This window comes from Archangium sp., from assembly GCF_057119385.1.
Genome location: NZ_DBNGVP010000055.1, coordinates 1 through 17,594, shown reverse-complemented (window position 1 = coordinate 17,594; position 17,594 = coordinate 1). Strand labels below are relative to the sequence as shown.

The 17,594-nt window shown below is 68.9% G+C and carries 21 protein-coding genes and 1 pseudogene; 13 read left to right on the top strand and 9 right to left on the bottom strand.

What is annotated here, in order from left to right; translation table 11 throughout:
* Window positions 1–199: pseudogene (locus AC16DP_RS12155) on the top strand (hypothetical protein); the annotation flags it as partial.
* 34 nt (window positions 200–233) lie between these two features.
* Here AC16DP_RS12155 and AC16DP_RS12150 read toward each other — a convergent pair.
* Window positions 234–551, bottom strand: a complete 318-nt coding sequence (locus AC16DP_RS12150) for a helix-turn-helix domain-containing protein (RefSeq protein ID WP_329728439.1) — start codon at window positions 549–551, stop codon at window positions 234–236.
* A gap of 126 nt (window positions 552–677) precedes the next feature.
* On the opposite strand from AC16DP_RS12150, the gene AC16DP_RS12145 reads away from it, so the two are divergent.
* Window positions 678–1,760 carry a helix-turn-helix transcriptional regulator gene (locus AC16DP_RS12145; protein ID WP_329728438.1) on the top strand — a complete coding sequence of 361 codons (1,083 nt, stop codon included), beginning with the start codon at window positions 678–680 and terminating at the stop codon, window positions 1,758–1,760.
* 80 nt (window positions 1,761–1,840) lie between these two features.
* Here the strand turns inward: AC16DP_RS12145 and AC16DP_RS12140 are convergent, their stop codons facing one another.
* The 6 genes from AC16DP_RS12140 to AC16DP_RS12115 form a co-directional block, all read right to left on the bottom strand.
* A complete protein-coding gene (locus tag AC16DP_RS12140) occupies window positions 1,841–2,551 on the bottom strand; it encodes an iron-containing redox enzyme family protein (protein ID WP_329728437.1) in 711 nt (236 codons plus the stop codon).
* Between the two features lie 81 nt (window positions 2,552–2,632).
* On the bottom strand, window positions 2,633–3,445 hold the full coding sequence (locus tag AC16DP_RS12135; RefSeq protein WP_329728436.1) for a GNAT family N-acetyltransferase: 813 nt from the start codon (window positions 3,443–3,445) through the stop codon (window positions 2,633–2,635).
* A gap of 171 nt (window positions 3,446–3,616) precedes the next feature.
* Window positions 3,617–3,745 carry a hypothetical protein gene (locus AC16DP_RS12130; protein WP_329728435.1) on the bottom strand — a complete coding sequence of 43 codons (129 nt, stop codon included), beginning with the start codon at window positions 3,743–3,745 and terminating at the stop codon, window positions 3,617–3,619.
* A 288-nt stretch (window positions 3,746–4,033) separates the two neighbouring features.
* Window positions 4,034–4,522, bottom strand: a complete 489-nt coding sequence (locus AC16DP_RS12125; protein ID WP_329728434.1) for a hypothetical protein — start codon at window positions 4,520–4,522, stop codon at window positions 4,034–4,036.
* A gap of 66 nt (window positions 4,523–4,588) precedes the next feature.
* Entirely contained in the window at window positions 4,589–4,963 is a 375-nt protein-coding gene (locus AC16DP_RS12120) for a hypothetical protein (protein ID WP_329728433.1), read from the bottom strand.
* A 163-nt stretch (window positions 4,964–5,126) separates the two neighbouring features.
* Window positions 5,127–5,948, bottom strand: coding sequence for a mechanosensitive ion channel family protein (locus tag AC16DP_RS12115; RefSeq protein ID WP_329728432.1), 822 nt, complete (start codon window positions 5,946–5,948; stop codon window positions 5,127–5,129).
* Between the two features lie 260 nt (window positions 5,949–6,208).
* Here AC16DP_RS12115 and AC16DP_RS12110 point away from each other — a divergent pair, with 260 nt between their 5' ends.
* Entirely contained in the window at window positions 6,209–8,152 is a 1,944-nt protein-coding gene (locus AC16DP_RS12110; RefSeq protein WP_329728431.1) for a glycoside hydrolase family 15 protein, read from the top strand.
* Between the two features lies 1 nt (window position 8,153).
* Here AC16DP_RS12110 and AC16DP_RS12105 read toward each other — a convergent pair whose 3' ends face one another.
* Complete coding sequence (locus AC16DP_RS12105) at window positions 8,154–8,558, bottom strand: DoxX family protein (RefSeq protein ID WP_329728430.1); 405 nt, start codon at window positions 8,556–8,558, stop codon at window positions 8,154–8,156.
* Between the two features lie 148 nt (window positions 8,559–8,706).
* Window positions 8,707–8,895, bottom strand: a complete 189-nt coding sequence (rpmF, locus tag AC16DP_RS12100; protein WP_329728429.1) for a 50S ribosomal protein L32 — start codon at window positions 8,893–8,895, stop codon at window positions 8,707–8,709.
* A gap of 250 nt (window positions 8,896–9,145) precedes the next feature.
* On the opposite strand from rpmF, the gene plsX reads away from it, so the two are divergent.
* The 10 genes from plsX to ribD form a co-directional block, all read left to right on the top strand.
* Window positions 9,146–10,210 carry a phosphate acyltransferase PlsX gene (plsX, locus tag AC16DP_RS12095; protein ID WP_329728428.1) on the top strand — a complete coding sequence of 355 codons (1,065 nt, stop codon included), beginning with the start codon at window positions 9,146–9,148 and terminating at the stop codon, window positions 10,208–10,210.
* Between the two features lie 52 nt (window positions 10,211–10,262).
* On the top strand, window positions 10,263–11,246 hold the full coding sequence (locus AC16DP_RS12090) for a beta-ketoacyl-ACP synthase III (RefSeq protein ID WP_329728427.1): 984 nt from the start codon (window positions 10,263–10,265) through the stop codon (window positions 11,244–11,246).
* A gap of 29 nt (window positions 11,247–11,275) precedes the next feature.
* The gene (fabD, locus tag AC16DP_RS12085) at window positions 11,276–12,208 is read left to right on the top strand and encodes an ACP S-malonyltransferase (RefSeq protein ID WP_329728426.1); all 933 of its coding nucleotides are present in this window, start codon (window positions 11,276–11,278) and stop codon (window positions 12,206–12,208) included.
* 1 nt (window position 12,209) lies between these two features.
* Window positions 12,210–12,956 carry a 3-oxoacyl-[acyl-carrier-protein] reductase gene (gene fabG / locus AC16DP_RS12080; RefSeq protein WP_329728425.1) on the top strand — a complete coding sequence of 249 codons (747 nt, stop codon included), beginning with the start codon at window positions 12,210–12,212 and terminating at the stop codon, window positions 12,954–12,956.
* Window positions 12,957–13,060: 104 nt separating this feature from the next.
* Entirely contained in the window at window positions 13,061–13,303 is a 243-nt protein-coding gene (gene acpP, locus AC16DP_RS12075) for an acyl carrier protein (RefSeq protein WP_329728424.1), read from the top strand.
* Between the two features lie 77 nt (window positions 13,304–13,380).
* Window positions 13,381–14,637 carry a beta-ketoacyl-ACP synthase II gene (fabF, locus tag AC16DP_RS12070; RefSeq protein WP_329728423.1) on the top strand — a complete coding sequence of 419 codons (1,257 nt, stop codon included), beginning with the start codon at window positions 13,381–13,383 and terminating at the stop codon, window positions 14,635–14,637.
* A 91-nt stretch (window positions 14,638–14,728) separates the two neighbouring features.
* Complete coding sequence (rpiB, locus tag AC16DP_RS12065; RefSeq protein WP_329728422.1) at window positions 14,729–15,178, top strand: ribose 5-phosphate isomerase B; 450 nt, start codon at window positions 14,729–14,731, stop codon at window positions 15,176–15,178.
* 32 nt (window positions 15,179–15,210) lie between these two features.
* Entirely contained in the window at window positions 15,211–16,482 is a 1,272-nt protein-coding gene (gene glyA, locus AC16DP_RS12060) for a serine hydroxymethyltransferase (RefSeq protein ID WP_483956707.1), read from the top strand.
* Window positions 16,483–16,506: 24 nt separating this feature from the next.
* Complete coding sequence (gene nrdR, locus AC16DP_RS12055) at window positions 16,507–16,980, top strand: transcriptional regulator NrdR (protein WP_483956706.1); 474 nt, start codon at window positions 16,507–16,509, stop codon at window positions 16,978–16,980.
* A 3-nt stretch (window positions 16,981–16,983) separates the two neighbouring features.
* The coding region (gene ribD / locus AC16DP_RS12050) for a bifunctional diaminohydroxyphosphoribosylaminopyrimidine deaminase/5-amino-6-(5-phosphoribosylamino)uracil reductase RibD (protein WP_483956705.1) at window positions 16,984–17,594 on the top strand (611 nt) is incomplete at its 3' end.

The following is a 17,594-nucleotide window of genomic DNA, read 5'->3' as shown; positions in this document are numbered from 1 at the left end:
GGCCGTGCTCCGGGTGATTCCTTTCCTGGTGGACGTGAACACCGATCTCAAACACCGAGAGGCGCTCAGCGACCCGGACTTCCTGCGCGAGCGCCTGCGCACGCTTCCCCCGGAGAAGTTCGAGGATATCTCCAGCGCCGACAAGTACGCGGTGACCCGGCAGTTGTACATCTGGGACAGGGAGTTGGGGCGTCATTAGCAACGGATGAGGCCCCTCATGATAGGGGAGATCATCAGCTTCGAGGCGCCACGGAGCATCGGAAGGTACCGGACGGAGCAGACCTCTCCCGAGGAGAAAAACTTCCATCGAGACGCTCCTGGGTGAAGCGGCGGGGCTCATGGTCCGGAAGTGAGGGCCTTCTCTTCTCGCCCGCCGGCAGCAGGCGCAGGCCGCCCGGCGTGCGCTCGAACAGCCGGGTGCCGAGCTTGCTCTCGAGCGCGAGGAGGTGGCGGCTGAGCGGCGGCTGGGTGGGGTGGAGCCGGCGTGCGGCGCGCCCCACGTTTCGCTCCTCGGCCACGGCCACGGCCACGAAGGACTGGATGTGGGCCATGCGCCCCTGCCCGGTCAATACCTCTGAAGAGTGAGGGACAGGTTTTCAGGTCGTGACTATGGATGAGGGGTCGTTACGTAAAACCCCGCAGGATGGCTTGACCCGGGAGGCTGGATGTTCAGTGCAATGAATCTCAATGCCGACGAACTCATGCTCAGGGACAGGGCTATCACGGCCCTCAACAGCTCGCTGTCCCTCCCCCAGGCGCTCGAAGCCGTTCGACCGCACCTCCTCGAGCTCGCGCAGGCCGACTCCATGGCCCTGTGCCTCATGGAGGTCACGCATTCGCTCCACTTCCAATGGCTCGTCCCGGGCCATCGCATCCCCATCCTCGATGAGTATGCCGGCCTGGCCGACCATGACTTCCTCCGGCCTCCCATCTTCGCCCGGCCCCAGACGGTCATCCGCGATTCGGAGCTTCTCTCCCGCAAGGAGTATGAACGGACCCTCATCTACCAACGCAGCCGGGAGCTGGAGCCGCGCATGGAGCACATCATGGCCGTGCTCCTCCCCATCCGCCCCGGCTCCTTCGGCGCCCTCGCGCTCTACCGGAACCGGCCACGCGCCTACTCCGGCCAGAACGCCGCCGTCCTCGCCAGCCTCACCGCGCACCTGGTGAACACCGTCCGCAACTGCAGCGACGTCCAGGACGTCACCACCAGCGCCCATCTCCTCGAAGAGCTCTACCGCCGCCCGGATACCGCCTTCCTCGTCGTGGAGCCTCCCCACCACGAGGTGCTGCGCTCTCCTCACGCCGCCGTCCTCCTGGAGCGGTGGTTTACCCCTTCCGAGCTCCACTCCTCCGGCCTCCCCCTCCCGCTCCAGGAGCGGCTGGACGCCCTGGTTCGCATGGCCCCCGATGCGCGGCTCGACAAGAACCTCTGGGTCTCCCTCTACGCCGATGGCTACCGCACGGTCCGGTTCATCGAACTGCCCGCCCCCGAGGGCCCCCGGCAATGGGCCCTGCTGATGCACGAGATTCCCATCTCCATCCCGCTCCCCGCGGAGATGAAGCGCAAGCTCACCCCTCGCGAGGTCACCATCGCGGCGTGCCTGCTCCGCAACTGGACCAACGAGCAGATCGCCGGTGAGCTCGAGCTGTCCCTTCACACGGTGAAGACCCACGTGCGAAACCTCCTCGCCAAGCTGGGCGTCGATGGACGCGCGGACCTTTTCTACCAGGCCGCCCGTCTCAACAAGCCTGTCTGAGACAGTGGAATGCAAGGGAAGACGCCTCCCGGAGGCCAGGGCTCGAACGGGAGGCTCTCCCATCTGACGTGCGGCTGTCTCTACCTCGCGAGAGGGATGCTGGCGGCGCCGCCCTCACGGAAGATGCACGGGTAGACGAGGCGTGCGACCCGGGCCGAGAAGAGGATCGCCGCCTGTTCCTCCGGGTCCGTCAGCCGTCCCAGGATGCGCGCCATCTCCGCCACGTGGTCCCCGTCCAGCGCTCCATGGTTGCGCAGGAACGTCACCGACTTGTGGATGTTGGGAATGGCGGCCACCGCCCGCAGCCGCTCCGCCCACACGCCCGCCCGCGTCTGCGACAGGTACTCCAGCACGTACGCGGTCCCCAGCACCGCCGCCGGCACGCCCGCGCGCGACGTGAAGAAGTTCCACCCCGTGTAGGCATCCACCGCCGGGCTCCGCGCCGCTGCCTCCACCTGCGCCGCCGGGCACCCCAGGTTCTTCAGGTCCGCCAGCAACCACCGCTCGTGCCCCCGCTCCTCCTCCCCCTTCTGGATCAACAGCTCCGCCAGCTCCGGGTGCCGTCCCAACCGCTTCAGCCGGTGGCCCGCCTCGGCGAGGATCGGCGTGCTCCAGCGGGCGTAGTGATACGTCTGGATGAGGTAGTGGATGTAGCCCGCCTGGTCGAGGGTGCCGTCGAGGAGGCGGCTGGCGTCGGGCTGCGCATCCACCGCCGCCACCAGCCCTCGCGCCTCCGCGTCCAACGCCGCCACCCACTGCGTCTCCGCCTGGTTCTCCGTCTGTGTTTGCACGTACGTCTCCTGTCCGGGTTCCGTCAGGCTCCCGGCTGCTGCGTGTTGAAGGTGAGAGGGAAAGAAGGAACCGCCCCGAGCCTAGGCGGTGGGGCTCACGCCGTTCTCCAGCGCGTGGAAGCGCGCCAGGCTGTCCGCCGGGATCTCATCCAGGGCCATGACGAGCGGCAGCGTGAACCACTGGAAGTACGCGTCGTAGAGCGGCTCCGCGATGAAGCGCGCCCCCATCGTCCTGGCGAAGAGCGAGGGCGGCCTGGGCACCCGCAGCCCGTCCATCAGTCCCTGCTTCGCCCTCGCCCGCTCCTCCGGCGTGTAGAAGGGGTGGCGGGGATGCACCGGGGCCTGCCGCGGGTCGGGCACGTCCACCCGCCAGCGCGGGCTCAACCATCCCCGGCTGGCCGCCACCTGCCACGACAGCAGCGCGTCCTCGGGGGAGTCCGTCTCCAGGTTCGCGGAGGCGATCCAGTGTGTCACCCCGAGCCGCCGGCTCTCCGCGTACATGGCCGCCTGCAACCACGTGACGGCCTCCGTGCGCCGCCACTTCGGCAGCACGCAGAAGCGGGAGGGCTCCGCGAACACCCTCCCCGGACGGATCAACCCCGAGAGGTCCACCCGCTGCGCCATCTCGAGCCCCACCGCCGCGCCCAGGTTCGCCGCCACCTCCGCGTTGGGCAGCGCCACCCGCATGGTCGCCACCGGCTCGTCACCGGCATGGACGAGCAGGTGCACCGTGGTGTCGAGCGTGTCGATGCAGGTCATCTCCCGCCGCGACACCGCCGATTGCTCGGACAGCAATCCCATCTCTCCGCCAAAGACAGCCCAGCGGATGCGAGCCGCGTCATCGAGCTCCCGCTGGGTGGTGGCGACACACCAGCGCCAGTGAACGTGCGTCATGGGTCCTCTCCCGGTAGCGAAACGGGCCGGTGTCTCACCGCCCTCACCTGTTCTTTCGCTGCCGGTGGCCCGAGTTCGACCACGGATTCTCCGGCGCCCTACGCCGCGATGCGGCCATCCGGATGCGCCCGGGATTCACACACACCGCGGGAGCGCCACGTCACTGGGGCATCACGCGGTGAGGAGAACGAGCCAGCGCGTATCGCGCGGCGACGGGCGGCGGTTGAGGCGGTAGTCCTCCTCCGCGAAGGCGAGGGCCGCGCGGCAGATCGCCGGCCCGGACGGCAACATCTGGTTCACCGAATACTACGGGACCAGGCAGCTCGCGAAGATCACGCCGAACGGTGTGGTCACCGAGGTGGTGCAAGTGCTCGGCGCCTCGGGGCTCGCCCGTGGCCTGGGAAACACCTTGTGGATCACGCAGCCGACCGAGCACAACATCTCGAAGTGCACGCTGCCGTAGCCGCCTCACCCCGGAGACAGCGTGGCAGGACATGTCTACGGTCCCCATGTCCAGGTACGAGGGCCAGCTGTACTCCAGCAGCCCCTGGCCGAGGAATGCCCCTGCCTCTCCTCCTTGGGGTGGACTCAGCGTCGATCGCGTTCGCGGAGTGTCTCGATGGCCTTCAGGATGGCGGCCCGGTGTTGGGCGGCCTTGAGCCACCTGGGCAACCGGCTGATGAGACCTTTGTTGTGCCAGCCGTATGGGTCCCGGGTCCGCTCCCGGAGCGAGGCCTGGACGAAGGCCTCGAGGAAACCCAGGTGGCGGTGGTTGAAGGCCCACAACAGGTGCCTGCCACAGTGGAGCTGGAGACGGAGCGGGAGCTGGAAGTAGAAGTCCCGCATGGGGTCGGCGTACCAGGGCATGCGCACAGTCCGTCCCTCCCACGGGTTGTTGAACCCGCAGTGCGTGCACGTCACCCGGCGAGAGGCGAAGAGCCCCGACTCACCGGCATGCCGCGGGAGCACGAGTGCGGTCCGCTCGCACCTCGGGCAGATGACCCGGAACTCGTCGATGAAGGTGCCCCACCACTGCCCGGCGGTCTGGAGACGTTCCTTCTGAGCGGGTGTGTGCATGGCGGGGCTCGGACGGTAGGGGGATTTCATTACTGACGGAGTCAGATTGCAGGTCCAACACCCGCTTCACCTTGCGCGCGTTGCCGGTGGCGAGCTCCAGCCACGGTTGCGTGGTGCCCTCCGGCAGCTCTCCCCGGGTGGCGCGGACGCGGCGAGCACCACCAGCAGGTTGCCGGCCTCGCGGCGATCCAGCTGCAGCGTCTTCCCAGTGGCCTTCCAGGTGACGAGCCCCGAGGGCGAGACGGTGCGGTCCAGGTAGCTCGTCGCGCCCTCGAGCAGGGGCTGGGAGATGGCCTGGTGGGTGGTCCGCGCCTTCTGGCGCAACGCTTCCACCTGCGAGGCGTCGAAGAAGAGGCCGGGGTGGGGCCCCGCGAGCGCGGGCAGCGACACCCACAGCACCAGCCAGGACAACGCCCACCCACGCGTGAGGAAGTGCTTCATGCGGGGTGGATGCCACCCTTTATTCCGCCCACTTCCCACACGGGGGCGCTGGAGGGCCCGCTCGCCAGGCCGGGGGTTGTCCCCCGGGTTCGGACGTGCTCACCGGAGGGGCTCGGCCGATGCGCGTGCGTGGCTCCTCGCTCCCTGGCGCCCTTCAGGCCCTTCAGCTGGCCTTGGCCATGAGCTGCTGGGCGGTCTGCTGGGGGACGGCGTACCCGGAGGCCATGAGGAGCTCCGCCACGGCCTGGGCGATGGCGGCCTGGGTGGCGCCGGCCTGGGTGGGCTTGCAGAACGCGCCCACGCCCAGCACGGGCCCGAGCGCGGTGAACTCCACCACCTCGACGCCGGGGGCGGGCTGCTCCTGGACTCCGGGCACCACCGCCACGCGCTCCTGCAGGGCGCGCATCATCGTGGGCACGTCCACGCCGTGCAGCAGCGGCACCTTGACGGTGACCTTGCGGTGGGCGTGGTGGGTGAAGTTGACGATGTTGTCGCCGAACAGCCGGTTGTTGCCCACGGAGATGCGCAGGTTGTCGCCGGTGTCGAGGGTGGTGGCGAACAGGCCGATCTCCTGCACGATGCCGGCGGCGCCGCCCGCGGAGATCTCATCTCCCACGCGGAAGGGGCGCAGCACGAGCAGGAAGACGCCCGCGGCGAAGTTGGACAGCAGGCCGGACCAGGCCGTGCCGATCGCGATGCCCGCGGCCGCCAGCAGCGCCGCGAACGAGGTGGTCTCCACCCCCATCATCCCCAGGATGGCCAGCAGCAGGAGGATGGTGAGGGAGCCCGCGAACAGCGATTCGATGTAGCGGATGAGCGTGGCGTCGAGCTGGCGCTTCTGCAGGCCCAGGTTCAGCACGCGCCGGAACGCGGTGATGACCGTCCGGCCCACGAACCAGAGCACCAACGCGCCCACGGCCTTGAGGATGAAGGGGAGGGCTTCCGTGAGGGCCAGCGACTTCAATTGATTGAGGATGGCTTCCATGGCGTTCTGGGTGGGTGCGGTGTCTGGTTGTTGTTTGGGTTCAAGGTGTTTTTCAGTGAACCCTTGGCAATCTATAGAAACGGGGCTCTCCGGGAGAAGAGCGGGGCGTGTTTTCCAGGCCCTCAAAAAGCGAGACCTGGACTCGCCCTTCATTCCCTGGGCGTGACAGCGCGTGACGAGGACGTCCGGCTGGTGTCCGCCCGGGTTGGCCTCGGGGCGCGCGAGGGTTCCTACCCTTGGGGCAGGAGAGGGCAGCGCGCATGGACCTCTACAGTGCCGCCAGGCGGATGAACCGGCCGTTCCGGTTCTCGAATCCGGCGTCGTACCGGGAGATCTCCCTGGCCAGCCGGGGGCTGATCGGAGACGGCATCACGTGCGCCCTGGTCCGGCCGGACGGGGTCATCGACTGGTTGTGTTTTCCCCGCTTCGACAGCCCGAGCGTCTTCGCGGCGATCCTCGATGACGAGCGGGGCGGCTTCACCGGCATCACCCCGGCCGTCTGGCCCTTCGAGAGCCTGCAGCGCTACGACCCGGACACCAACGTGCTGGAGACGCTCTTCCGGGTCGAGCGCCAGGGCGTCGTGCGGATCATCGACTACATGCCGTGGACGAATGATCCCCGGGCCACCATCCACGAGGTGCACCGGCGCATCGAGTGCGTGGAGGGCTCGCTCGAGCTGGACGTCGTCTTTGATCCGCGGTTCCGGTACGGCGAGTCGGAGACGCGGGTGGAGCTCGAGGAGCACGGGCTGGTGGCGAAGGGCGCCCGGGGCGAGCGGATGGTCGCGGTGCTCGATGGGGAGGCGCACTGGGAGCGCCAGGGCGAGTCGGGCCTGCGGGCGCGCATCCAGCTCGGCAGGGGAGAGCGGCGCTGGATGATCCTCGCCTGGGACTCGGAGCATCCGGAGCCCGTGGCCGCGTACCGGCCCTACGAGCTGCTCCGTGCCACGCGCCAGGCCTGGCGGGAGTGGTCCCGGCGGCTCCAGTACGAGGGGCCCTGGCGGCACCATGTGCTGCGCTCGGCGCTGGCGTTGAAGCTGCTGATGTACGCGCCCACCGGCGCCATGGTGGCCGCGGCCACCACCTCGCTGCCCGAGTGGATTGGAGGGCCTCGCAACTGGGACTACCGCTACAGCTGGGTGCGTGACGCGGCCATGGCCGTGCGGGCCACCAACCTGATCGGCTACGCGGAGGAGTCCCGCGAGTTCTTCTACTTCGTGCGCGACACGCTGAAGCACGGCGAGCCCCTCCAGGTGATGTACTCGCTGGATGGGGGGCCGGTGCCCGAGGAGCGGATCCTCCCGCACCTGTCCGGGCTCCAGGGCTCGAGCCCGGTGCGGATCGGCAACGATGCCCGGGATCAGCTCCAGTTCGACACGGCGGGGGCGCTGCTGGACGCGGCCTATCTCTACGAGCGGTTCGGGGGCCGGCTGCCGCTGCGCACCTGGGCGCTGCTCAAGCGGGTCATCGAGACCACCGCCCGCCGCTGGCGCGAGCCGGATCACGGCATCTGGGAGCCGCGCCGGGAGAAGCGGCACAACGTGCACTCCAAGCTCATGTGCTGGTTGGCGCTCCACCGGGGCCGCCACCTGGCCCGGCTCTTCGCCGAGCCCGCGCTCCAGGAGTTCTGCACCCACGAGGCGGAGCTCATCCGCCACGACATCCTCCAGCACGGCGTGGACCCCTCGGGCCGGCACTTCGTGGGCTTCTATGGGGGCAACGAGCCGGATGCCTCGCTGCTGCTGCTGCCCATCGCGGGGTGCTTCCGGGCCTGCGAGCCGCTCGTGCAGGGGACCATCGACTGGTTGCGCTCGGAGCTGGGGGCGGGCCGTTTCCTGCGCCGCTACCGGATGGACGATGGGGTGGCGGGGCCGGAGGGGGGCTTCCTGCTGTGCGGCTTCTGGCTCGTCGAGGCGCTGGTGTTGTCCAACCGGCTGGAAGAGGCCGAGAAGGTCTTCATGTACCACGCGGAGGCGGCCAACCACCTCGGGCTGCTCGCCGAGGAGGTGCACCCCCTCACGCGCGAGCAGCTGGGCAACTTCCCCCAGGCCTTCAGCCACCTGGGGCTCATCAACGCCGCGGCGCGCATCGATCTGGCGCTGCGGATGCGGGACGAGGGCGAGCTGGCGCCCCCGCACCTGCTCGAGTCCGAGCCGCCCCCCATTCCGGGCAGCTCCTGCCATGACACCTGGGCCGGGATGTGACTCAGCCCATCGCGGGGCGGGCGGCGGCCTGTGGCTCGGCGGCGCCCTGCGACACCCGGTGCCACAGCTGGTGCGAGGTGAGCAGCACGCCGAGGATGACGAGCGGCGTGACCACCTGGCCCGTCGGATCTCCCGAGGCGTAGTGGGACACCGAGGCCGACACCAGGGTGATGGCGAAGCCCGCGTAGGCCCACTCGCGCAGCGTGCGCGGCACCACCGGCACCAGCAGGGCCACCGCGCCCAGCAGCTTCGCGATGCCCAGCAGGGTGCGGAAGTAGTCCGGGTAGCCCAGGTGGCGGAATCCCTCCACCGGCTGCGGGGCGCCGCTGAGGTACATGCCTCCCGAGGCCAGCATCATCACGCCGAACAGTCCGGTGAGGACCCAGTACGCGATCTTCAGCTTCATGTGTTGTGTGCTCCCTGTAGCGCCAGGGGGCGGGGTGCCACCGCCGGCGCGGGCGGGACACTAGAGCCGTTTGGCCCAAAGCAGAAAGGCCGCCCCTCGCGAAGAGGGAGCGGCCTTCGTGCCTTCGAGTGGAACTGGAGTCAGGTGATCAGGCCTGGGCGCCCGGCACCGTCTCGCGGCCCTTGTAGTGGCCGCACGCCGCGCAGGCGCGGTGGGGGAGCACCGGCTCCTTGCAGTTGGTGCACGAAATCACCTGCACCGCGCTCCGCAGGTTGTTGTTGGCCGCCCGGCGGCGGTCACGACGCATCTTGGACGTACGCTTCTTGGGAACACCCACGGCTCACCTCTGTATCGTCACGGCCCTGGACTCCGGGGCTTCCCCACCAGTCCCGACCGGCAAAAACTCGGAAGGCGGCGGACCCTAGCCGCTCGGAGCGTGTGAGTCAACGCGCGTGTGCGGGGGTCGCCGTGCCCTGTCCAACCCTGACCTGGCGGGCCGCATTCTTACGTCCCCGGGCCCCGGGGTGTCCACCCGTCTGCTCTCCGTGCTCCCAGGCTCGGGGCGTCCATGGAAGGATGCGCCCGCGATGAGGCTCGTCCTGGATGCGATGGGGGGTGACCATGCCCCCGCGGCCCCCGTGGAGGGGGCCCTCCTGTTCGCGCGCGAGCACCCGGCGCACGAGGTGGTGCTGGTGGGGGACCTGGTGCGTCTGCGCGAGCCCCTGAGCCGGGCCGGGGGCCTGCCGCCCAACGTGCGCCTCCACCCCGCCACCCAGGTGGTGGAGATGGAGGATCACGCCTTCTCCGCCATCCGCCGCAAGAAGGACTCCTCCCTCCGGGTGGGCTTCGAGCTGGTGCGCCGGGGGGAGGCGGATGCCCTGGTGTCAGCGGGGCACTCGGGCGCGGTGATGGCGGGGGGGCTGCTGGTGCTGGGCCGCATCCCCGGGGTGGAGCGTCCGGCCATCGCCACGCTGCTGCCGGCCCTGGAGGGGGTGGGGCGCTGTCTGCTGCTGGACGCCGGGGCCAATGTGGAGTGCCGGCCCGTCCACCTGGCCCAGTGGGGGGTGCTGGGGGCCGCCTACGTGCGCGCCCGCCTGGGCATCCCCCGTCCCCGGGTGGCGGTGCTCTCCAATGGGGAGGAGCCCACCAAGGGCACCTCCCTCACCCGCGAGGCCTCCGCGCTGCTGCGCGCCTCCAACCTGGACTTCACCGGCTACGTGGAGGGGAAGGACCTCTTCTCCGGGGACGTGGAGGTGGTGGTCACCGACGGCTTCACCGGCAACGTGGTCCTCAAGACGTCCGAGGGGGTGGCGGCGGCCGTCACGGGGCTGCTGCGCTCGGCCATCGAACGGCGCGGGGGCATTCCGGAGAAGCTGGGGGCGCTGCTGCTCCAGCCCACCTTCACGGGCCTGAAGAAGGTGATGGACTACGCGGAGTACGGCGGCGCGCCCCTGCTGGGAATCGAGGGCGTGGGCATCGTCGCGCATGGCCGCAGCTCGCCCCGGGCGATCCAGAAGGCGCTGGAGGCCGCCCTGCAGACGGCCCAGGCCGGATTGCGCACCGAGTTGACGCGTTGCATTGCGGACGCCGCCGCCTGGCTCCCCGCCCGGCAACGGGGAAAGGGAGCGACAGCCGAGGCCTTTTCCGATTAGAGAGCGCGCCCGAGGCGTTCGTGTCCGGTACACCCACAGGGGGCACCTTGGCATGGCACGCACGCACATCATCGGTACCGGCTCGTACGCACCGGAGAAGGTCCTGACCAACGCCGACCTCGAAAAGATCGTCGACACGACCGACGAGTGGATCACCGCGCGCACGGGGATCCGCAAGCGTCGCGTGGCGGCCCCGGGCGAGGCGACCAGCGACATGGCCGTGCAGGCGGCGAGGCGCGCGCTGGAGATGGCGGGGGTGCGGCCGGAGGAGCTGGGGCTCATCGTGGTGGGCACCGTCACGCCGGACATGCCCATGCCCTCCTGTGCGGCGGTGGTGCAGGCGAAGCTGGGGGCGAAGAACGCCTTCGCCTTCGACGTGTCCGCGGCGTGCTCCGGCTCGCTCTACGCCCTCACCGTGGCGGATCAGTTCATCCGCACCGGCCAGGTGAAGCGCGCGCTGGTCATCGGCGCGGAGATGCTCAGCCGGGCGGTCAACTGGGAGGACCGCAACACGTGCGTGCTCTTCGGGGACGCGGCGGGTGCCATGGTGCTCGCGCCCACCGAGGACGCGGACCGCGGGCTGCTCTCCACGCACCTGTACACGGACGGCTCCTTCGCGGAGATCCTCTGCATTCCGGGGGGCGGCACGAGCAAGCCCGCCTGTGAAGAGGTGCTGAAGGAGAAGCTGCACACGCTGCACATGAATGGCCGCGAGGTCTTCAAGTTCGCCGTGCGCGCGCTGGCGGACTCGACGCACACGGCCCTGTCGTCCAACGGACTGCACGCGCGGGACGTGGACCATGTCATCTCGCACCAGGCCAACATCCGCATCCTCGAGGCCGTGCTGCAGCGGCTGGAGCTGCCGGTGGAGAAGTGCTGGCTCAACCTGCACGAATACGGCAATACGTCCTCCGCGTCGCTGCCCATGACGCTGGACGAGGCCAACCGGGCCGGCCGGCTGAAGCAGGGAGACGTGGTGGCGATGATGGCCATTGGCGCGGGGATGACGTGGGGCAGTGCGGTGATGCGCTGGTGACGCGCCGTTGAAAGGGAGGGAGCAGGAGCATGTCGAAGATCGCGTTCGTCTTCCCAGGGCAGGGCAGCCAGGCTGTCGGCATGGGGAAGGACCTGTACGAGAAGTTCCCCGAGGCCCGGGCCGTCTTCGAGGCGGCCGACGAGGCGCTGGGCGAGAAGTTCTCCCAGGTGTTGTTCGAGGGACCGGAGGCCGCGCTGAAGCAGACGGCCAACACGCAGCCGGCCATCCTCACGGTGTCGGTGGCGGCGCATGCCGTCTTCTCCAAGCGGGGGCCGGTGCCGGCCTTCGTGGCGGGGCACTCGCTGGGTGAGTACTCGGCGCTGGTGGCGGCGGGCGCGCTGCAACTGGCGGACGCGGTCCGGGCGGTGCGGGCCCGTGGCACCTTCATGCAGGAAGCCGTCCCCGAGGGCGTGGGCGCCATGGCCGCGGTGATGGGCCTGGAGCCGGCCAGGGTGAAGGCCGCGTGCGACGCGGCGGGCGAGGGCCAGGTGGTGTCCCCGGCCAACTACAACTCGCCGGAGCAGACGGTGATCGCCGGCAATGCCCAGGCCGTGGAGCGGGCCATCGCCAAGGCGAAGGAGATGGGGGGCAAGGCGAAGGTGCTGCCCGTGTCCGCCCCCTTCCACTGCGCGCTGATGGAGCCGGTGAAGCCCCGGCTGGCCGAGGTGCTGGCGAAGGTGAAGGTGTCCGCTCCGTCCGTCCCGGTGGTGACGAACGTGGAGGCCTCCGCCAACAGCGACGCGGCCCGTGTGGTGCCGCTGCTGCTGGAGCAGGTGAGCTCCTCGGTGCGCTGGGTGGAGACCATCCAGTACCTCCACGCCCAGGGCGTGACGCGGGTGGTCGAGGTGGGCCCGGGCAAGGTGCTCGGCGGCCTCATCAAGCGAATCACCCGGGATATCGAGTCGTTCAACGTCGAAGACTCCGCGAGCCTGGAGAAGACCCTCGCGGCACTGGGAGCCTGAGATGAGCGCGTTCAAGGACAAGGTGGTGCTGGTGACGGGTGGCTCCCGGGGGATCGGCCGCTCCATCGCCGTGAGCTTCGCGAAGCAGGGCGCCACGGTCGTCTTCAGCTACGCGGGCAACGAGGCCGCGGCGCAGGAGACCCTGGGCCTCATCCAGGCCGCGGGCGCCAAGGGCGAGGCGGTGCGCTTCGACGTGTCGGACGCCGCCGCCTGCACCACCGCCGTGGAGGGTGTCCTCAAGACGCACGGCCGCCTGGACGTGCTCGTCAACAACGCGGGCGTGGCCGTGGACGGCCTGGTCATGCGGGTGAAGGACGAGGACTGGGACAAGCAGCTGGACACCAACCTCAAGGGCGCCTTCTCGCTCATCCGCGCCGTCAGCCGGCCGATGATGAAGCAGAAGGGTGGCTCCATCATCAACCTGACCTCCGTGGTCGGGGAGATGGGCAATGGCGGACAGGCCGCCTACTCGGCTTCCAAAGCGGGCCTCATCGGCCTGACCAAGTCCGTGGCCCGCGAGCTGGCCAGCCGGAACATCCGCGTCAACGCCGTGTCCCCGGGTTTCATCGGCACGGACATGACCTCGCACCTGGGCGGAGAGACGCGGGAGAAGATGGAAGCGGCCATTCCCCTGGGGCGCCTGGGCTCCCCGGAGGACGTGGCCAACGCCGTCCTCTTCCTCGCCAGCGATGCCGCCGCCTACATCACCGGAGAAGTCCTGAAGGTGAATGGCGGCATGTACATGTAGCCAAGGGTTGGATCGGCGACGGTCGTAGGTTATACCGCGCCCGCATTTACATGGCTCCGGGGAGTATGCCGGGCCGCCACGCGGTTCCTGGAGGTTCAATACCTATGTCGACTCATGCTATCGAGGCCAAGGTCAAGAACATCATCGCCGATCAGCTGGGCGTGGGCGAGGAGGAGATCAAGCCGGAGTCCTCCTTCATCGAGGACCTGGGCGCGGACAGCCTCGACATCGTGGAGCTGGTGATGGCGATGGAAGAGGAGTTCGAGGTCGAGATCCCCGACGAGGAGGCCGAGAACATCAAGACCGTCGGCGACGCCATCAACTACATCAACACCCACAAGAAGTAGGCATCATCGTAGGGCCGGGGAGCGCTGGTCCCGCCCAGCGTTCCATGGCAGCAGCGCGTATTCGAGTGGAGAGCAACGTGTCAAACCGTCGAGTCGTCGTCACCGGCACCGGAATCATCACGGCACTGGGTACCGGGACCGAGAAGAACTGGCAGGCGATGCTCGCCGGCAAGTCTGGTATCGGACCCATCACCCGCTTCGATACGAAGAAGATCGATACGAACTTCGCCGGTGAGGCGAAGGACTTCGAGCCGGAGCAGTTCATCGACAAGCGCGAAGTGCGCCGGATGGACCTGTTCTCCCAGTTCGCGCTCGCCGCGGCCGAGATGGCCGTGAAGGAGAGCGGTCTGCCGGTCGGGCCGGACGCGCCCCACGGTTATGCGCCCGAGAAGGTGGGCGTCATCGTCGGCTCGGGCATCGGCGGCATCTCCTCCCTCGAGGAGCAGCACCGCAAGGGGCTGGAGAAGGGGTTCGACCGTCTGTCTCCCTTCTTCATCATCCAGATGATCATCAACATGGCGCCGGGCCTCATCTCCATGCGCTATGGCTGCAAGGGCCCCAACTGGGCGCCCGTGTCGGCTTGCGCCACCAGCGCCCACGCCATCGGAGAGGCCTGGAAGTCCATCCGCCTGGGTGAGACGGACGCGGTCATCGCCGGAGGTTCCGAGGCGGCCATCACCCCGCTGGGCATGGGTGGCTTCTCGGTGATGAAGGCGCTGTCCAACCGCAACGACAACCCGTCCGCCGCCAGCCGTCCGTTCGACAAGGACCGCGACGGTTTCGTGATGGGCGAGGGCGCCGGCATCATCGTGCTCGAGGAGATGGAGGCCGCGAAGAAGCGCGGCGCCAACATCCTGGCGGAGCTGGTGGGCTACGGGGCCAACTCGGACGCGCACCACGTGACGCAGCCGGCCCCCGAGGGCGAGGGCGCGGCGCGCTGCATGCGTCTGGCGCTGGTGTCCGCGGGCATGAACCCCGAGGACGTGGGCTACATCAACGCGCACGGCACCTCGACGCCGTTCAACGACGCCAACGAGACGAAGGCCATCAAGGCCGTCTTCGGGGCGCACGCCCGCAAGCTGGCCGTCTCCTCCACCAAGTCCATGACCGGCCACATGCTGGGCGCGGCCGGCGGTGCCGAGGCGGTGGTGGCCGTGCAGACGCTGCTGCGGGGCGTCCTCCCGCCGACCATCAACTACACCACGCCGGATCCGGACTGCGATCTGGACTACGTGCCCAACCAGGCGCGGGAGCAGCGCGTGGACGCGGTGATGAGCAACTCGTTCGGCTTCGGCGGCACCAACGCGGTGCTCGTCTTCAAGCGCTTCAAGTAGGACCACACCCCAGCGCTCCCTCTCCCCCCTGGGAGAGGGTCGGGGTGAGGGTCTCCCCACCCCGTGTCCGAGTGGAAGAGGGAGGGCTCACGTGAAGATCATCATCGCGTCGGATCATGCGGGCCTGGAGCTGCGCCGCGAGCTGGTGAGCGCGCTCCAGGAGTTGCGCGCCGAGGTCCACGACGTGGGCCCCACCACCACCGCCTCGGTGGACTACCCGGACTTCGCGAAGACGGTGTGCAAGGCGGTGGCGGCGGGGGAGTACCAGTACGGCGTGCTGGTGTGCGGGACCGGGATTGGCATGAGCATCACGGCCAACAAGTACCGGGGCATCCGCGCGGCGCTGTGCACCAGTGAGTTCGAGGCGCGCATGACGCGGGCCCACAACGACGCCAACGTGCTGTGCCTGGGCCAGCGGGTGGTCGGCGTGGGGCTGGCGCGCAGCATCGTGGAGGCCTTCGTGGCCACGCCCTTCGAGGGCGGCCGGCACCAGAAGCGCCTGGACAAGATTCGCGAGGCCGAGTCCGAGAACGGACGTTGAGGCCCTCGTTCCCAACCGAGGAGAGCGTGTCCATGGAGAACATCCGTAAGCTGGCCGAGGTCGATCCGGAGATTGCCAAGGTCGTTCACGACGAGACGCGCCGCCAGGAAGAAGGCCTGGAGCTGATCGCCTCGGAGAACTTCGTGAGCCCCGCCGTGATGGAGGCGATGGGCTCGGTGCTGACGAACAAGTACGCCGAGGGCTACCCGGGCAAGCGCTACTATGGCGGCTGCCAGTTCGTCGACGTCGCCGAGAATCTCGCGATCGATCGCGCGAAGAAGCTCTTCGGCGCCGACCACGCCAACGTGCAGCCGCACTCAGGCTCGCAGGCGAACATGGCGGTCTACTTCTCGCAGCTCGACCCCGGCGACACGATCCTCGCGATGAACCTCGCACACGGCGGCCATCTGACGCATGGCAGCCCCGTCAACTTCTCCGGTCGCTTCTTCAAAATCATCCCGTACGGGGTGTCGGAGAAGGACTCGCGAATCGATTTCAACGAGGTGCGCGCGCTGGCGCGCGAGCATCGGCCGAAGATGATCGTGTGCGGACACAGCGCGTATCCGCGGATGCTCGACTTTGCGACGTTCGGCGAGATCGCCGCCGAGGTCGGCGCGCTGCTGATGGCGGACATTGCGCACATCGCGGGCCTCGTCGTCGCTGGACTCCACCCGTCACCGATCCCGTACTGCGACTTCGTGACCACCACCACGCACAAGACGCTGCGCGGACCCCGCGGCGGCCTGATCCTGTGCAAGGAGCAGCACGCGAAGAAGCTCAACTCCTCGGTGTTCCCCGGCAACCAGGGCGGCCCCCTCATGCACGTCATCGCGGCCAAGGCAGTGGCCTTCAAGGAGGCAATGACGCCGGAGTTCAAACAGTATCAGGAGGCGATCGTCGGCAACGCGTCCGCGCTCGCCTCGGCGCTGCTGGAACGGGGATTCTCGCTGGTCTCGGGCGGCACCGAGAATCACTTGATGCTGCTCGACTTCCGCAAGTCGGAGCTCACGGGTCGGCAGGCTCAGGAGACGCTCGACCTCGCGCACATGACGACGAACTGCAACAGCGTGCCGTTCGACAAGCGCTCGCCGTTCGTGACTTCGGGGCTCCGTATCGGAACGCCGGCGGTGACGACGCGCGGCCTGCGAAAGCCGCAGATGGTCTTCATCGCCGAGGCGATTCAGCGGGCGCTCGCGGATGTCTCGAACGAGCGCGCTCTCGCCGCGGTCGCCGATGACGTGATCGCGCTGTGTCGCAAGTTCCCGGCGTATCCGGGCCGGGGCTACGCGAACGCCGCGGCCTGACCGAAGGGCACGGGCGGTTTCCTCGTGCGCTGTCCCGTCTGTCACCGCTCCGACAGCAAGGTCGTCGACTCGCGAGAGACGACGGACGGCCAGGCGATCCGTCGCCGCCGCGAGTGCCTGGAGTGCGGGCGCCGCTTCACGACCTACGAGCACATCGACGTCGTCATGCCGATGGTCGTCAAGAAGGACGACCGTCGCGAGCCGTGGGATCGCGGTAAGGTGCTCGCCGGAATCCGCAAGGCCTGCGAGAAGCGCCCCGTGCCGGCCGACACGATCGAGGAGGCGGCCGACGCTGTCGAGCGCAAGGTCCAAGAGAGCGGCGCGCGAGAAGTCGCGAGCACCGTCATCGGTGAGGCGGTCATGGGCTGCCTCAAGGATCTTGACGATGTCGCGTACGTGCGGTTCGCGTCGGTGTACAAGTCGTTTCGCGACATCTCGGAGTTCATGGCCGCGTTGGAAACCATCAGCAAGGAGCGTCGTGGCCGGCGCCGCCAGTAAACCGTGAGCGACGTCAGCGTCTCAAAGCTGGATCTTGCGATGATGGAGTCAGCCGTGACCGAGGCGCGCAAAGGCCTTGGTCACACCAGCCCCAATCCGGCCGTCGGCTGCGTCATCGCACGCGCCGGCCGCGTGCTCGGCGTCGGACATCATGCGCGTGCCGGCGGACCGCACGCGGAGATCGTGGCGCTACGTGCGATCGAACCGCGCCAAGCGCGGGGCGCGACGATCTACGTCACACTCGAACCCTGTTGCCACCACGGCAAGACCCCGCCCTGTACGGACGCGCTGATCGCGGCGCGCCCGAGGCGCGTCGTCGTCGGTGCGCGCGACCCGAACCCGCGCGTAAGCGGGCGCGGCATTCGTGCGCTGCGTGCCGCGGGAATCGACGTCACCGTCGGGGTGATGGAGCGCGAGTGCCGCGAGGTGATTCGTGGCTTCGCGAAGTGGGTGGGCACAGGGGTGCCGTGGGTGCACCTCAAGCTCGCGGCCAGCCTCGACGGCCGCATCGCGACCCGCACCGGCGCGTCCAAGTGGATCAGCTCGCCGGAGTCGCGCCGGCTCGTGCAACAGATGCGCGCCCGCGCCGATGCGGTCCTGGTCGGCGTCGGCAC

Coding starts and splice junctions, on each gene's coding strand:
- AC16DP_RS12150 (WP_329728439.1), bottom strand. CDS start 551: ATGGCCCACATCCAGTCCTTCGTGGCCGTGGCCGTGGCCGAGGAGCGA.
- AC16DP_RS12145 (WP_329728438.1), top strand. CDS start 678: ATGAATCTCAATGCCGACGAACTCATGCTCAGGGACAGGGCTATCACG.
- AC16DP_RS12135 (WP_329728436.1), bottom strand. CDS start 3,445: ATGACGCACGTTCACTGGCGCTGGTGTGTCGCCACCACCCAGCGGGAG.
- AC16DP_RS12125 (WP_329728434.1), bottom strand. CDS start 4,522: ATGCACACACCCGCTCAGAAGGAACGTCTCCAGACCGCCGGGCAGTGG.
- AC16DP_RS12120 (WP_329728433.1), bottom strand. CDS start 4,963: ATGAAGCACTTCCTCACGCGTGGGTGGGCGTTGTCCTGGCTGGTGCTG.
- AC16DP_RS12115 (WP_329728432.1), bottom strand. CDS start 5,948: ATGGAAGCCATCCTCAATCAATTGAAGTCGCTGGCCCTCACGGAAGCC.
- AC16DP_RS12110 (WP_329728431.1), top strand. CDS start 6,209: ATGGACCTCTACAGTGCCGCCAGGCGGATGAACCGGCCGTTCCGGTTC.
- AC16DP_RS12105 (WP_329728430.1), bottom strand. CDS start 8,558: ATGAAGCTGAAGATCGCGTACTGGGTCCTCACCGGACTGTTCGGCGTG.
- plsX (WP_329728428.1), top strand. CDS start 9,146: ATGAGGCTCGTCCTGGATGCGATGGGGGGTGACCATGCCCCCGCGGCC.
- AC16DP_RS12090 (WP_329728427.1), top strand. CDS start 10,263: ATGGCACGCACGCACATCATCGGTACCGGCTCGTACGCACCGGAGAAG.
- fabD (WP_329728426.1), top strand. CDS start 11,276: ATGTCGAAGATCGCGTTCGTCTTCCCAGGGCAGGGCAGCCAGGCTGTC.
- fabG (WP_329728425.1), top strand. CDS start 12,210: ATGAGCGCGTTCAAGGACAAGGTGGTGCTGGTGACGGGTGGCTCCCGG.
- acpP (WP_329728424.1), top strand. CDS start 13,061: ATGTCGACTCATGCTATCGAGGCCAAGGTCAAGAACATCATCGCCGAT.
- glyA (WP_483956707.1), top strand. CDS start 15,211: ATGGAGAACATCCGTAAGCTGGCCGAGGTCGATCCGGAGATTGCCAAG.